General features: G+C 36.8%; 12 protein-coding genes. 8 read left to right on the top strand and 4 right to left on the bottom strand.

Annotation, left to right across the window (positions count from 1 at the left end; all coding sequences use genetic code 11):
• The first annotated feature begins 880 nt into the window (after positions 1-880).
• The gene (gene ribB, locus BLT30_RS16595; RefSeq protein ID WP_089874727.1) at positions 881-2,005 is read left to right on the top strand and encodes a 3,4-dihydroxy-2-butanone-4-phosphate synthase; all 1,125 of its coding nucleotides are present in this window, start codon (positions 881-883) and stop codon (positions 2,003-2,005) included.
• Between the two features lie 94 nt (positions 2,006-2,099).
• Here the strand turns inward: ribB and BLT30_RS16600 are convergent, their stop codons facing one another.
• Together BLT30_RS16600 and BLT30_RS16605 are read right to left on the bottom strand one after the other, a co-directional pair.
• Positions 2,100-4,034: a M1 family metallopeptidase gene (locus BLT30_RS16600; protein ID WP_089874729.1), complete on the bottom strand. Its 1,935-nt coding sequence runs from the start codon at positions 4,032-4,034 to the stop codon at positions 2,100-2,102.
• 165 nt (positions 4,035-4,199) lie between these two features.
• Positions 4,200-5,081, bottom strand: coding sequence for an SDR family oxidoreductase (locus BLT30_RS16605; RefSeq protein ID WP_089874730.1), 882 nt, complete (start codon positions 5,079-5,081; stop codon positions 4,200-4,202).
• Between the two features lie 204 nt (positions 5,082-5,285).
• On the opposite strand from BLT30_RS16605, the gene BLT30_RS16610 reads away from it, so the two are divergent.
• The 6 genes from BLT30_RS16610 to BLT30_RS16635 all read left to right on the top strand — a co-directional run bounded on the left by BLT30_RS16610 (position 5,286) and on the right by BLT30_RS16635 (position 11,305).
• Positions 5,286-6,125, top strand: a complete 840-nt coding sequence (locus tag BLT30_RS16610; RefSeq protein WP_089874732.1) for an SDR family NAD(P)-dependent oxidoreductase — start codon at positions 5,286-5,288, stop codon at positions 6,123-6,125.
• A gap of 45 nt (positions 6,126-6,170) precedes the next feature.
• Positions 6,171-7,085: a helix-turn-helix domain-containing protein gene (locus BLT30_RS16615; protein WP_089874734.1), complete on the top strand. Its 915-nt coding sequence runs from the start codon at positions 6,171-6,173 to the stop codon at positions 7,083-7,085.
• An 83-nt stretch (positions 7,086-7,168) separates the two neighbouring features.
• Positions 7,169-8,071, top strand: coding sequence for an SDR family oxidoreductase (locus BLT30_RS16620; RefSeq protein WP_089874736.1), 903 nt, complete (start codon positions 7,169-7,171; stop codon positions 8,069-8,071).
• A 33-nt stretch (positions 8,072-8,104) separates the two neighbouring features.
• Positions 8,105-9,019 (top strand): helix-turn-helix domain-containing protein, encoded by a 915-nt coding sequence (locus tag BLT30_RS16625; protein WP_221405604.1) that lies wholly within the window; start codon positions 8,105-8,107, stop codon positions 9,017-9,019.
• 88 nt (positions 9,020-9,107) lie between these two features.
• Complete coding sequence (locus BLT30_RS16630) at positions 9,108-10,115, top strand: aldo/keto reductase (RefSeq protein ID WP_089874740.1); 1,008 nt, start codon at positions 9,108-9,110, stop codon at positions 10,113-10,115.
• Between the two features lie 293 nt (positions 10,116-10,408).
• On the top strand, positions 10,409-11,305 hold the full coding sequence (locus BLT30_RS16635) for a helix-turn-helix domain-containing protein (RefSeq protein WP_089874742.1): 897 nt from the start codon (positions 10,409-10,411) through the stop codon (positions 11,303-11,305).
• A gap of 72 nt (positions 11,306-11,377) precedes the next feature.
• Here BLT30_RS16635 and BLT30_RS16640 read toward each other — a convergent pair whose 3' ends face one another.
• Positions 11,378-11,761 (bottom strand): winged helix-turn-helix transcriptional regulator, encoded by a 384-nt coding sequence (locus tag BLT30_RS16640; protein ID WP_089874744.1) that lies wholly within the window; start codon positions 11,759-11,761, stop codon positions 11,378-11,380.
• 106 nt (positions 11,762-11,867) lie between these two features.
• On the opposite strand from BLT30_RS16640, the gene BLT30_RS16645 reads away from it, so the two are divergent.
• The gene (locus BLT30_RS16645) at positions 11,868-12,470 is read left to right on the top strand and encodes an FMN-dependent NADH-azoreductase (RefSeq protein ID WP_089874746.1); all 603 of its coding nucleotides are present in this window, start codon (positions 11,868-11,870) and stop codon (positions 12,468-12,470) included.
• A gap of 143 nt (positions 12,471-12,613) precedes the next feature.
• Here the strand turns inward: BLT30_RS16645 and BLT30_RS16650 are convergent, their stop codons facing one another.
• Positions 12,614-13,951, bottom strand: coding sequence for a dihydroorotase (locus BLT30_RS16650; protein WP_089874748.1), 1,338 nt, complete (start codon positions 13,949-13,951; stop codon positions 12,614-12,616).
• Positions 13,952-13,990: the final 39 nt, after the last annotated feature.

Raw genomic sequence — 13,990 nt, forward strand, 5'->3', positions numbered from 1 at the left:
GTTCTGTTCGCTTCCCCGGGACATCTAATTCTGTCATCTTGTCCCGATTTGCGAGTGCAAAAGTAGAAAATTATTTTTTAATGACCAAATGTTTTTGAAGAAAATCTTAAAGTTTTTTTTAAGTGACCTTAACCCCTTCTCAAACCCCCGGTCCCGCTCCTGCGCTCCCCTTCTCTCGATAAGGGAATGCAAAGATAGCTATTTTTTCCGACCCGGCAAGTTATTCTGGAAATATTTATAGTCGACCCGAAGGCACACAACCAAAAATCCCAACCAGATATCATAACCCCCTCCTGCGCTGCCAATTCTCTCGTTTTGGTTCTGCAAATGTATGTTGAAATATAAACTACTTCCAAATTGAATTAACAATTAGTTTACAATTGTGTAAAACTTAATTAACTAAATTATTATTTAACAGTGACTTATAAAAACAACAAAGTTATCCACATTATGTTAAATAAGCTTTGACAATAAATTAAATGTATTAATTCAAATTTAAAATATATAACTAAAGGTTATATTAATCTTAAACAGTATAATTGAATCTAAAAAGAAAGGTTAATTAAACTTCAAATATGAAAGAATGGAACGCACAACATATTATAAGTGAAAAAGGAATATAAACTATTATTCAGAATTGGCTAGAAAAGAATTATAATTCATCTTAAAAAAATAGGAGATCATTTCAAAGGGATAAAATTAGTTTACATCATTATAATTATAAGTACTACACTTATTATATATTGTATATAACTTTATATGATAATTCTATGGGAGTGTCTTTGGCTTTTGAACATACACGTTTTACATATTTTAATTGATTGTTACAATCTTTATTTAGGTTCTAAATAAGTATCTTTGCAAAAATTTTTTAGAAATAATGGATAAATTCCAACTTAATACGATTGAAGAAGCTATTGAGGACCTTAAAAATGGAAAAATGGTCATCGTAGTAGACGACGAAGACCGTGAAAACGAAGGAGACCTTCTGGCTGCTGCTGAGCTTACGACGCCCGAGATTGTGAACTTTATGGTGACGCACGCAAGAGGTTTGATTTGTATGCCACTTACCGAAAAAAGATGTGACGAACTTGAACTCCACTCTATGGTAGCTAATTCTACCGACCCAAAAGAAACAGCTTTCACTATTTCTGTGGATCTTCTTGGAAAAGGTGCCACAACCGGAATATCTGCAAGCGACCGTGCAAAAACAATTCAGGCGATTATGGATTCGGAAACCAAGCCCGGCGATTTGATGAGACCTGGACATATTTTTCCACTGCGTGCAAGAGAAGGCGGCGTTCTGAAAAGAGCAGGACATACTGAAGCAGCGATTGATCTGACAAGATTAGCTGGGTTGAAAGAAGGTGGCGTGATCTGCGAGATCCTGAATGAAGACGGAAGTATGTCTAGATTACCAGATCTTTTGAAATTCGGGGAAAAACATGATTTGAAAGTGATTTCGATAGAAGACCTTATTAACTACAGAATGAGGCAGGGCGACCTTGTGGAAAGAATCGAAGAGCGTGACATCAAAACGCATTACGGTGATTTCAAATTCTACGTTTTTGAAGAGAAACCAACTGAACAAATCCATTATGCCCTTACCAAAGGAACTTGGTCTGCGGATGAAGCTGTGCTTGTAAGAGTCCAATCAACGGGAACTTATTTTGATGTTTTCAGCAGATTGTCCAATGGTGAACATCCGTTGATGCAACAAATCACTGACCTTATCAACAAAGAAGGAAAAGGTGCAGTTGTATTCATCAACAATGTTTCTAACAAAGAAAATACGTTGAGCAGAATTAAACATTTCCTGAATTTCCAGGACGGAACTAGCGAACAGCCAACAATTGCTCCTAATTTCCGCGACTATGGAATCGGAACTCAGATCTTGAAAGACCTTGGAATTAACAAATTTAAAGTAATTACCCAGAATCCTAATATCAAACCGATTCTTTCCGGTTATGACGTGGAAGTGACTGAGATGATTTGTTTGAAATAGATTTAAAGATGATAGAGAAAAGATAAAAGACTTTTCTTTTTATACAAAAGCGCTCCAATTGGAACGCTTTTTTGTTTTCTCGATTCTAAAAATCTTAATTCGGCCAAGCATTGTTCTTAGGATTAATATCCGGAACAATAGATTGCGGATCAAGTTTTACTTGAGTTACTTCTTTGGTCGAATCGATTTGGAAAGTCCATTCTGTATTACGTTTCCAAACCTCAACAGGTAATTTCACAGTTTGCGTGGTTCCATCTTTGAAAGTTACTAAGACAGTTGTCGGCATTGGTAATTGTCCAATATTTTCAACCGTGATCTGTGCTCCGTTTTTGAAATCGCCATTCACAGGTTTTACAACTTTTACAGCCTGGTCTACCTTCCATTTATTCATAAACCAGCCTCTCCAGAACCAGTTCAGTTCTTCGCCAGAAACATTTTCCATTGTATGGAAGAAATCCCAAGGTGTCGGATGCTTGAATGCCCATCTATGAACGTAAGTTTTGAATGCTTTATCAAATTTCTCAGGCCCAAGAATAGTTTCTCTCAAAATTCCCAATCCTACTCCGGGTTTGAAATAAGCCAAAACGCCGATGCTTTTTTCCTTCATATTATCCGGACCAACCATAATCTGCTCAAAGTTATCACTCTGAACGAATGGCCCAATTTTGCTGATATCCTGCTTATGGTAATACTCACCTTTGTTGAAAGCTTCCGTCGATAACTCATTGATAAACGTATTAAAACCCTCATCCATCCAGGCAAAAACTCTTTCGTTGGAACCGACAATCATCGGGAACCAAGTGTGTCCAAACTCATGATCCGTCACTCCCCAAAGATCGGCACCTTTTGAATTTCTATGGCAGAATACAATTCCGGGGTATTCCATTCCTCCTTCGTTTCCGGCAACGTTGGTTGCGGCCGGGTAAGGATATTCAAACCATTTCCCCGAATAATGTTCGATAGCAGCTTTTGTATATTCGGTGGAGCGTCCCCAAGCTTTATCACCAGCGCTTTCTACAGGATAAGCCGAGATTGCTAAAGATTTTTTACCGCTTGGAAGATTGATTCTGGCAGCATCGATAATGAAAGCCGCCGATGAAGCCCAGGCAAAATCTCTCGCTTTTTCTATTTTGAATTTCCAGGTTTTTGTTCCCGAGTTACTTCCTTTACCTAATTCAGATTCCGTATGAATCATCACAGTTTTGTCACTTTTTCTAGCTTCATTCCAACGATTGATCTCTTCTTTGGAATAAACTTCTTTTTCGTTCAGTAACTCTCCCGAAGCTACAACGTAATGATTAGCCGGAACGGTAATATTTGCTGATAAAGTCCCGTATTCCAAATAAAACTCCGAAGCTCCTAAATATGGCAACGTGTTCCAACCCATTACATCATCATACACACACATTCTTGGATACCATTGTGCCAATGTGAATATTTTTCCGTTTTTGGTGTCTTCAACTCCCATTCTGTCCGAGCCATACTTTGGAGAAACAAAAGAATATTCGATTTTCAATTTTGCAACGCCACCGTTTGCTTTCAAATCACTTGGAAGGTCAATCTGCATTCTGGTATCGCTAATCGTATATTTCACATCTTTTCCTTCATACTTTACAGATTTGATTTTGTAACCGCCGTCAAAAGCTTCTCCCTTCGCACCATTTCTACTGCCTGATAATGGAATCACACCATTTCCTCTAGAATCTTTGGAAAAAAGATTTTGGTCAAGTTGGAGCCACAGAAAACTCAATTGGTCCGGGCTATTATTGGTATAAGCAATCTCGGCTGAACCTGTTAATTCATTGTTTGATTCGTTAAGGCTGACATTCAATTGATAATCGGCCGAGTTCTGCCAATATTTGTGTCCCGGCTGCCCGCTTGCCGAACGGGTCTCAGTTCCGGTCTGAGGATAGAAAAATGGTTTGAAGGCTTCTGTGTAATCATACTTTGGAGATTCCTGAGCGTAAGCATTGCCGACAAAAGCAAATATTGCAACAGCAGAAATCAAATGCGGAAGTTTGAATTTCATTAGAGGAAAGATTTTATTGTTAAATAAAATTAGTCAAAAAATCTTGAAACTTGTTACATTAATAAAAACAAGACTGGATATAGCGTAAAAAAACCAAGCTTGTTATTGATGAACAACAAGCTTGGTTTTTATCTGTGAGAAGCTTCTCATTTTATAATTAAAGCATTAATTCGATTTTTTAGCTTTAATCATAGCTTCCAGCATATCCCACATTTCCTGCGGAATATCTTCCAGCATATTGAATTCACCTGCTCCTTGAAGCCATTCGCCTCCATCAATTGTCACAACTTCCCCATTCATATAAGCCGAATAATCGGAAACCAGATAAGCGGCAAGATTGGCTAATTCCTGATGTTCCCCTACTCTTCTCAATGGTACTTTCTTCTTCATATCGAACTTCTCCTGCAAATCTCCCGGAAGTAATCTGTCCCAAGCTCCTTTTGTAGGAAATGGTCCCGGCGCAATTGCATTGAAACGGATTCCATATTTTGCCCATTCAACTGCAAGGCTTCTCGTCATTGCCAAAACGCCTGCTTTAGCACAAGCAGACGGTACAACATAAGCCGAACCCGTCCAGGCATAGGTTGTCACAATATTAAGAACTGTCCCCGGAACTTTATTATCTATCCAATATTTTCCAACTGAAAGTGTACAGTTCTTAGTCCCCTTCAAAACAATATCTAAAATTGAATCAAAAGCTGAATGTGTCAGTCTTTCGGTTGGTGAAATGAAGTTTCCGGCAGCATTGTTCAAAAGAATATCAATCCTCCCGAATTCTTTCAAGGTGATGTCTTTCACAGCTTCCACTTCGTCCCAATTTCTCACGTCACATGCTACGCAAAGCACTTTTCCGCCAGTCTGCTCTTCCAATTCTTTTGCCGTTCCCTGAAGTTTCTCTAAATTTCTGGAAGTAATGACGACTTTTGCTCCCAGTTCCAAAAAATACTTGGTCATTGCTTTTCCCAGTCCGCTTCCGCCTCCTGTAACGATAGCCACTTTATCTTTTAGTGCACCTTCGCGTAACATTGGTTGTGTATATAGATTCATAATTAAAATTTAAGGATTTGTGTCAGTGGTAAATTTAGATTTTTATTTTGTAAAGAAAATTAACAAAAGCTATGCGCAAAATATAACCGTAAAAAATATAGCATCTTATTTTTGGCTACAACAATCTTTGATTTGGTCACAATGTTCTTCCCATCATTTTTCAACTTTGCATTGTAAATAATTAACAATCAAAAAACAATCAAAATGAGTACAAAAAAAGTATGGTTCGTGACAGGAGCTTCAAAAGGTTTAGGCTTAACTTTAGTCAAAAAATTACTTGCAGAAGGTTATTCTGTGGCAGCAACATCAAGAAACATTGCAGAACTCCAGAAAGTCATCAACGGAGAAAACTCAACATTTCTACCGTTAGAAGTTGATCTAGTTAATGAAAATTCTGTTTCAGAAGCCATTTCAAAAACTGTAGAAAAATTCGGAAGGATTGATGTTGTTGTAAACAATGCTGGCTATGGACAATTGGGAACTTTAGAAGAACTTACAGATGAAGAAAGCCGCCAGAATTTTGACACCAATGTTTTCGGCTCTTTGAATATCATCAGAAAAACAATGCCGTATTTAAGAGAGCAAAAAAGCGGTTTCATCATTAATATTGCTTCAATTGGTGGATTGACGGGAGAATTTGCAGGTTGGGGAATCTACTGTGCAACTAAGTTTGCAGTTGTTGGGTTTACCGAAGCTCTGGCTGCGGAAGTAAAAGAATTCGGAGTGAATGCAACGGTGGTTTATCCCGGATATTTCAGAACTGATTTCCTGACTGGCGGTTCACTCAGAACGCCGAAAACTGAGCTTGAAGAATATACTGTAGCAAGACAGCTTCAAGCGGCACATGAAAAAGACATCAACGGAAATCAACCTGGAAGTCCTGAAAAAGCAGCGGTTGCAATGATAGAATTGACAGAAATGCAGACTCCTCCGGTTCATTTGGTTTTGGGTTCTGATGCTTTCAATATTGCCGGAAATAAATTAAATGCGCTCCAAAATGAAATTTCTGATTTCAAAACATTGAGTACATCTACAGATTATTAACTTTGTAAAGGCAACAGTCACAAACTGTTGCCTAATTTTGAAATAATGACCAACAGAAAATTATATAATATCAATACGATTGCTGAATTCCACAGGATCTCAGGATTGTCGCAACCTCAGCATCCGCTCATTAGTCTGGTAGATTACAGTTTGGTTGAATATCAAATCGAGGAATCAGAAATCAGCTGGATCCAGGATTTGTATTTTATGGGTTTCAAGCGTGATATTCAGGGGAAACTACATTACGGTCAAAGTCAATATGATTTTGATGGCGGTTTGATGTGCTTTATCGCACCGAGACAATTGGTGAAGATGATTATCGACAAGTACGACACAAAACCGTCTGGCTATCTTTTGGCCTTTCATCCCGATTTCATTTGGAATACGCCATTGGCAAAGACCATTCACAATTATAAATTTTTCGGTTATGATGTGAATGAAGCTTTGTTTCTTTCCGAAAAAGAAGAGCAGACTTTGATAAGACTTTTTAAAGGAATCGAACAGGAATATCAGTCTGGAATTGACGAGTTTACCCAGAATATCATCATTTCTCAAATCGAGGTTATTCTGAATTACTGCGAAAGGTTTTATCAAAGACAATTCATCACCAGAAAAAAGAGTAATCATCAGGTTTTAGACAAATTAGAAAATATTCTTGAAGATTATTTCAATGACAAAGTCATCGATAGAGGTTTGCCAACTGCCAATTATATTGCTGAATCACTGAATATTTCAACTAATTATTTAGGAAGCTTGTTAAAATCTCTGACTGGACAAACCACACAACAACACATTCATGAAAAGTTAATTCAAAAAGCTAAAGAAAAGCTTTCTACAACAGAACTTTCGGTAAGTGAAATTGCTTATGAATTAGGATTTGAACACTCACAGTCTTTTAGCAAATTGTTTAAAGCTAAAACTGATATTTCGCCTTTGGAATTTCGGAGATCTTTTAATTAAATTTTTCGGCTACAACATAATACTTTTCGGCTACAAGACTACACCAGCGTTATCTGAACTTTGCTTCATTAAAATATATCAAAATGAAAGTATTTGTTACAGGCGCTACAGGTTTCGTAGGAACAGCTGTAGTACAGGAATTATTAGCGAACGGTCACCAGGTTTTAGGATTGTCCCGTTCAGAAGGATCAGCGCAAAAATTAATTGAAGCCGGAGCAGAAGCACACCGAGGCGATTTGAATGATTTTGAAAGTCTCAAATCCGGAGCAACCGCTTCTGATGCGGTGATCCATTTGGGATTTGTGCACGATTTTACAAGATTTGAAGAAATGTGTCAGCTTGATGAAAAAGTGATTAAAACTATTGGTGATGCGTTATTGGGAACTGAAAAGCCTTTTATTATCACATCAGGAACAGCACTTTTTTCAAAAGACAAAATCACAACGGAAAAAGACCTATTTGCTGACCATCCGCATCCAAGAATTGCTACAGAAAATGCAGCCGATGCTGTTGCCGCAAAAGGCGCGAAAGTGGCAATCGTAAGATTATCGCCATCAGTTCACGGTAAAGGCGACATCATTGGTTTTGTTCCTACATTAATAAAATTTGCAAAAGAAACTGGCAAATCGGCAATCATAAACGATGGCAAGAATTTTTGGCCAGCCGTTCACAAATTAGATGTTGCAAAATTATATCGATTAGCCTTAGAAAAACCCTTTGAAAGCGGAACCAGATACCACGCAGTTGCAGAACAGGGAATTCCTTTTGTAGATATTGCAACAATAATTGCGGAACGACTGAATGTTCCTGTAGTTTCTATCAGCAACGAAGAAGTGGCGGAACATTTTGGCTGGTTCGGTCATTTTGCGAAACTCAATAATCAAACCTCCAGCGAAGAAACGAAATCAACTTTAGGTTGGAATCCACAATATCCAACATTGATGGAAGATTTGAAAAGTGATGTTTATTTTCCTGAGGCACAATAATGTGTACCTTTATATTCATTAAATATCAAAATAATGTCTGACAAGCCCATTCGAATCAAAACCATTTCCGAATTTCACACGTTGCGGGGTCTGCCAAAGCCGAAACATCCGCTAATTAGTGTGATTAATTTTGAGGATATGACCCAAACTTCTGAAATTGGGAGACAGAATCTGATATTTGATTTTTATATGATTTCTGTCAAACGGGATATGAATCACAAATACAGATACGGCCAGCAGGACTATGATTTCGATGAGGGTCTGATGTTTTGTATGGCGCCCAATCAGGTTTTAGGCGTCATACGAGAAGAAAACGGCAAACCGCCATCCGGATGGATGATGATGATCCATCCGGATTTTCTTTGGAACACTTCTATGGCCAATGCGATTAAAAAATATGAATTCTTTGATTATTCCGTGAACGAAGCTTTATTTTTATCCGAAGATGAGGAAATTAAAATCCAGCAGATCACTGAAAATATCAAGCAGGAATATCAGATGAATATTGATAAATTCAGTCAGAATATTATTATTTCCCAGCTGGAGACACTTCTAAATTATTCTGAAAGATTTTATCAAAGACAATTTATAACACGTCATAAAGCAAATCACCAATTTTTGGAAAAACTGGAGATTTTGCTCAACAATTATTTTGAAGGAAAAAATATCATTCAAAATGGCTTGCCGAGTGTTCAATATCTTTCTGGAGAATTCAATATGTCTCCACAATATATGCGAAGCTTGCTGAAATCTTTAACGGGACAAACCACGCAACAGTTGATTCACGAAAAACTCATTGAAAAGGCAAAGGAAAAACTTTCTACAACAGAACTTTCTGTGAGTGAAATTGCTTATGAATTGGGGTTTGAACATTCTCAGTCTTTCAGCAAATTATTTAAAGCCAAGACCGACATTTCACCTCTGGAATTTCGAAAGTCATTTAATTGATATCAGTAATCTGCATACAACATCCGTCGTTTTGCATACATCAGGCTTTTAATTTCTGCTGAATTTTGTATCAGTAAAATTTAACGATATGAAATTGAATCAGGTAAAATTAGGAAATCAGGGATTAATCGTTCCAAATATCGGTTTGGGATGTATGGGAATGACCGGTTTTGGCGAAGTTGATACTTATGGGAAAGCCGACGAAAAAGAAGCTATTGCAACCATTCATCGTTCTTTGGAATTGGGTGGAAATTTTCTCGACACCGCAGATCTGTACGGACCTTTTAAAAATGAACAGCTGATTGCAAAAGCTATTCAAGGAAACCGAAACCAATATGTGATTGCAACAAAATTCGGTTGGGAAATTGATGATAACGAACAAATCACGTGGAAAATCAACGGAAAGAAAGATTATGTGAAAAAATCAATTGAGCGTTCTTTGAAAAACTTAAAAACAGATTACATCGACTTGTATTATATGCACCGTCTCGATAAAAACGTTCCGGTTGAAGAGACGGTTGAAGCAATGAGCGATTTGGTAAAGGAAGGAAAAATCGGTTATATCGGTTTGTCTGAAGTTTCTTCTGAAACGGTGAAAAGAGCGCATGTCGTTCATCCGATTTCAGCAGTTCAGAGTGAATATTCTCTGTTTGAAAGAACGGTTGAAGAAAAAGGTGTCATCAAAACTTTGAATGAATTGGGAATTGGTTTTGTGGCGTATTCTCCTTTGGGAAGAGGATTTTTATCCGGACAAATCCGTTCGATTGATGATTTGCCTGAAAATGATTTCCGAAGAGGAATTCCGCGTTTTCAAGGAGAACATTTTCAAAAAAATATTGAATTGGTGGAAGCGATTGAAAATATGGCAAAGGAAAAAGAAATTACTTCTTCTCAACTGGCTCTGGCTTGGATTATCAGCAAAGGAATTATTCCAATTCCGGGAACGAAACGCAGAAAATATCTTGAACAGAATATTGAAGCCAGCAAAATTATCTTGAGTGAATCTGATGTTCAGAAGCTGGAAAGTATTGTACCTTTAGGAACAGATACGGGTGCAACTTACGATGAATTTGGGATGGGGCTTTTGGATTATTAGTTTTTATCTAAATTAAATCATTTGTAATCTGTCATTCTGAATGAAATGAAATGTAGTGAAGAATCTCAATTCAATCTCAGAGATTCTTCCTGCGTCAGAATGACAAATTCTGGCTGGAAGTTTATCAATCGTAAAGTTGGAACGCAATAAGATTGCAGCCCGACTTGAGCGGAAATCCTTTTTTGCTTGGTCTCAAATTCTATTGAACTGAAAATCCTCTGCAAAAAAGATTGGGAGCGGAAGGCGGATTAAGCTGCCCAAATTATTAACTTTAATACTTAGAATTTCAAATTATGAACACGATAAAATCTATTTCAGCTTTTCATCGATTATTGTCGCTTCCGGAACCGAAACATCCGATGGTAAGTGTGGTGAATCTTTCGGAAAGTGTTTTTATTGACGATGACGTCTGGAAAGGTTTTACGAGTAGGTATTATTGTGTTGCTCTGAAACGGAATGCGACCGGAAAAATAAGATACGGTCAACAACACTACGATTACGATAAAGGTGTGCTGAGTTTTACGGCCCCGAACCAGGTTCAGTATCTCGATTTGCAGACGATGGAATGTGAAAATACGGGTTATCTTTTGATTTTTCACGAAGATTTTCTGCTGAAACATTCTTTGGCGAATACGATTTCGTCTTACGGATTTTTCTCTTATGCTGTGAATGAAGCGTTGCATCTTTCTGAGGATGAGGAAAACGATTTGCTTGAAATTCTGAATAAAATCGATAAGGAATGTCAGCACATCGACCAGCACACGCAGGAAATTATTTTGTCGCAGATTGAATTGCTCTTGAATTATTCCAAACGTTTTTACGAAAGACAATTTATTACGAGAAAAAGTGGAAGTCATCAGCTTTTGACGAAGTTTGAAACGTTTTTGAATGATTATTTTGATAAAGAATCTTCTGAAAAAGGACTTCTGACAGTTCATCAAATTGCAGAAGCGATGAATCTTTCTCCAAATTATTTGAGTGACTTATTAAGAATTCAGACCGGACAGAATACACAGCAACATATTCACGAAAAACTCATCAGTAAAGCGAAAGAGAAACTTTCAACAACGGAATTATCGGTAAGTGAAATTGCTTATGAATTGGGGTTTGAACATTCTCAATCATTTTCTACACTTTTTAAAAAGAAAACGAAAATGTCACCGTTGGAATTTCGACAATCTTTTAATTGATGTTTTTTCTCTCGCTGATTTTACGGATAGAGCAGATGATTTGTTTAAAATCTGCTTAATCTGCGAGAGTATTTATTTTTCGAAAACATCTTCTCTAATATTATTTTTATGTGTTCTTCCCCATTCGGAAAGTGCCATAATCACCGTTTTCAAAGTCTTGCTGTAATCTGTCGAAATATATTCCACCACAACCGGAGTCTGTTCCGAATGCACAATTCTTTTCACAAAACCATTCAATTCCAAATCCTTCAACTCATTTGAAAGAACTCTTGCAGAAATTCCAGCGACAATTCTTTGGAGTTCATTGAATCGAATACTTCCGTGTTCCTGCAATGCAATAATAATTTTCAGTTTCCATTTTCCGCCGATAACATAAAGCGCATCTTCCACGGAAGAAAGATGATTTTGGCAATTTACTTTGGTAATCGGTTCTTCTAATTCAATATCATTTTCCATAAATTAATCTTAAACTAACCAAAAGGTTACTACTAACCTTTTGTTTACTACTAACTTTTGATAAGCAAATGTACATAATTTTGCTGAAGAATTTTAATCATCAAAAATGAAAAACATACTTCATATCATTTCAAGTCCGAGAAAAGAATTGTCTGCAAGCAGAAAATTAGGAACTGCTGTTATTGAAAAAATCCAGGAAAAATATCCTGACGTTATTGTAAAAGAGCGTGATCTAACAAAAAATTCAGTTCCTCTTTTGGAAGAAAAACACATCAACACTTTTTTTACTCCAGCGGAAAACCATTCTCCTGAACAGGCGGAAATTAACCAATATTCAACAGATTTAATTTCAGAATTACAGGAAGCTGACATTATTATTATTGATTCTCCGATGTACAATTTCTCTGTTCCTGCTACACTCAGAGCGTATTTTGATTTTACGTCACGAGCAGGATACACTTTTAAATATGATGAAAATGGACCGAAAGGTTTGTTGAATGACAAGAAATTATACATCGCTTTCACGTCCGGAAATATTTATTCTGAAGGTCCTTATCAGATTTTTGATTCTAATGTTCCTTACATTAAGAATGTTTTTGGTTTTTATGGCGTTAAAGATGTCAGTGTTTTTCGTGCAGAAGGTTTAGCAATCCCAGGAATTATGGAAACCGCTTTGGAAAAAGGTATTGAAAGTATTGTAATTGATTAATTTCAAGTGATTGTTCGATAAATACTCTCTCGTAGATTGAGCAAATTTTGCAGACAATAAAAATCTGCTTTATCAGCTAAATCTGTGAGAAATTAAAACAAAAAAGGCAAATCTGCAGCTTAGCAAATTTGTCTTTTCTTTGTTTATTCTTCAACTTCAAAAAGCAATCGCTCCCCGAATTTTTCTTCCTTGATTTTTCCATTTTCGTAAACAAGATTTCCGTTTACGAAAGTATGGGTAACTTTTGAATGAAACTCAATTCCTTCAAGTGGACTCCAGCCACATTTGTAAAGAATGTTTTCCTTATCAACTGTCCAGTTTTGATTTAAATCAACCAAAACCAAATCTGCTTTATAACCTTCTCTGATGAAACCTCTCTTCTCAATTCTGAACAAAATTGCAGGATTATGAGCCATTTTTTCAGCAATTCTTTCCAGAGAAATTTTTCCGTTTTTAAAATTCTCCAGCATCACTAACAAAGAATGCTGAACCAAAGGCGCTCCTGAAGGACATTTCGTATAAACATTTTGTTTTTCTTCCCAGGTGTGAGGTGCGTGGTCGGTGGCAATTACATCAATTCTGTCATCCAGCAAAGCTTCCCAAAGTCCATCTTTGTCTTTCTGAGTTTTTACCGCAGGGTTCCATTTGATTAATCCACCTTTTGTTTCATAATCTTCATTCGTGAAAGTCAAATGATGAACACAAACTTCTGCTGTTATTTTTTTATCTTTTAAAGGAATATCATTTCTGAAAAGGCCCGTTTCAATCGCCGTCGATAAATGAAAAACATGAAGTCTTGCACCGGTTTTCTTTGCCAATTCAATTGCTTTTGAGGAAGATTTATAACAAGCTTCCTCACTTCTTATTAAATGATGAAATTTTATAGGAATATCTTCCCCATATTCATCCAGATATTTTTGAGTATTGGCTCTGATTGTTGCTTCGTCTTCGCAGTGAACGGCAATCAGCATTTTGGTATTGCTGAAAATATTTTCCAGAGTTTCAGGATTATCAACCAGCATATTTCCTGTTGATGAACCTAGAAACAATTTGATTCCGGGAACGTTTCTTGGGTTTGTTTTCAGGATTTCTTCCAGATTATCATTCGTTCCGCCCATCATAAAACCGTAATTAGCATAAGCTTTTTGAGAACCAATTTCATATTTATCAGCCAATAATTCCTGAGTCACAGCATTCGGAACAGTGTTGGGTTGGTCTATGAAACTTGTTATTCCGCCGGCAATCGCAGCTTTTGATTCGGTTTCGATATCGCCTTTTTGCGTCAAACCCGGCTCACGGAAATGAACCTGGTCATCAATTACTCCAGGCAAAAGATACTTTCTGGAAGCATCGATAACTTGGTCAGCTTCTTCATTAATATTGGAATCTATTTTAGAAATCAAATCGTTTTCGATAAGAATATCACTTTGGATAATTTTTCCTTCGTTTACGATTTGAGCATTTTTTATTAGAATTTTCATTTTACTTTTTTAGACAGAAACAAAATTAAGTTTTTGAAA

This window comes from Epilithonimonas hungarica, assembly GCF_900102265.1.
Classification (GTDB): domain Bacteria; phylum Bacteroidota; class Bacteroidia; order Flavobacteriales; family Weeksellaceae; genus Epilithonimonas; species Epilithonimonas hungarica.

Bases quoted from the DNA above. Each gene is read 5' to 3' on its own strand.
- ribB (WP_089874727.1), top strand. From the start codon at position 881: ATGGATAAATTCCAACTTAATACGATTGAAGAAGCTATTGAGGACCTT.
- BLT30_RS16635 (WP_089874742.1), top strand. From the start codon at position 10,409: ATGAACACGATAAAATCTATTTCAGCTTTTCATCGATTATTGTCGCTT.
- BLT30_RS16610 (WP_089874732.1), top strand. From the start codon at position 5,286: ATGAGTACAAAAAAAGTATGGTTCGTGACAGGAGCTTCAAAAGGTTTA.
- BLT30_RS16605 (WP_089874730.1), bottom strand. From the start codon at position 5,081: ATGAATCTATATACACAACCAATGTTACGCGAAGGTGCACTAAAAGAT.
- BLT30_RS16615 (WP_089874734.1), top strand. From the start codon at position 6,171: ATGACCAACAGAAAATTATATAATATCAATACGATTGCTGAATTCCAC.
- BLT30_RS16650 (WP_089874748.1), bottom strand. From the start codon at position 13,951: ATGAAAATTCTAATAAAAAATGCTCAAATCGTAAACGAAGGAAAAATT.
- BLT30_RS16625 (WP_221405604.1), top strand. From the start codon at position 8,105: ATGTCTGACAAGCCCATTCGAATCAAAACCATTTCCGAATTTCACACG.
- BLT30_RS16630 (WP_089874740.1), top strand. From the start codon at position 9,108: ATGAAATTGAATCAGGTAAAATTAGGAAATCAGGGATTAATCGTTCCA.
- BLT30_RS16645 (WP_089874746.1), top strand. From the start codon at position 11,868: ATGAAAAACATACTTCATATCATTTCAAGTCCGAGAAAAGAATTGTCT.
- BLT30_RS16640 (WP_089874744.1), bottom strand. From the start codon at position 11,761: ATGGAAAATGATATTGAATTAGAAGAACCGATTACCAAAGTAAATTGC.
- BLT30_RS16620 (WP_089874736.1), top strand. From the start codon at position 7,169: ATGAAAGTATTTGTTACAGGCGCTACAGGTTTCGTAGGAACAGCTGTA.
- BLT30_RS16600 (WP_089874729.1), bottom strand. From the start codon at position 4,034: ATGAAATTCAAACTTCCGCATTTGATTTCTGCTGTTGCAATATTTGCT.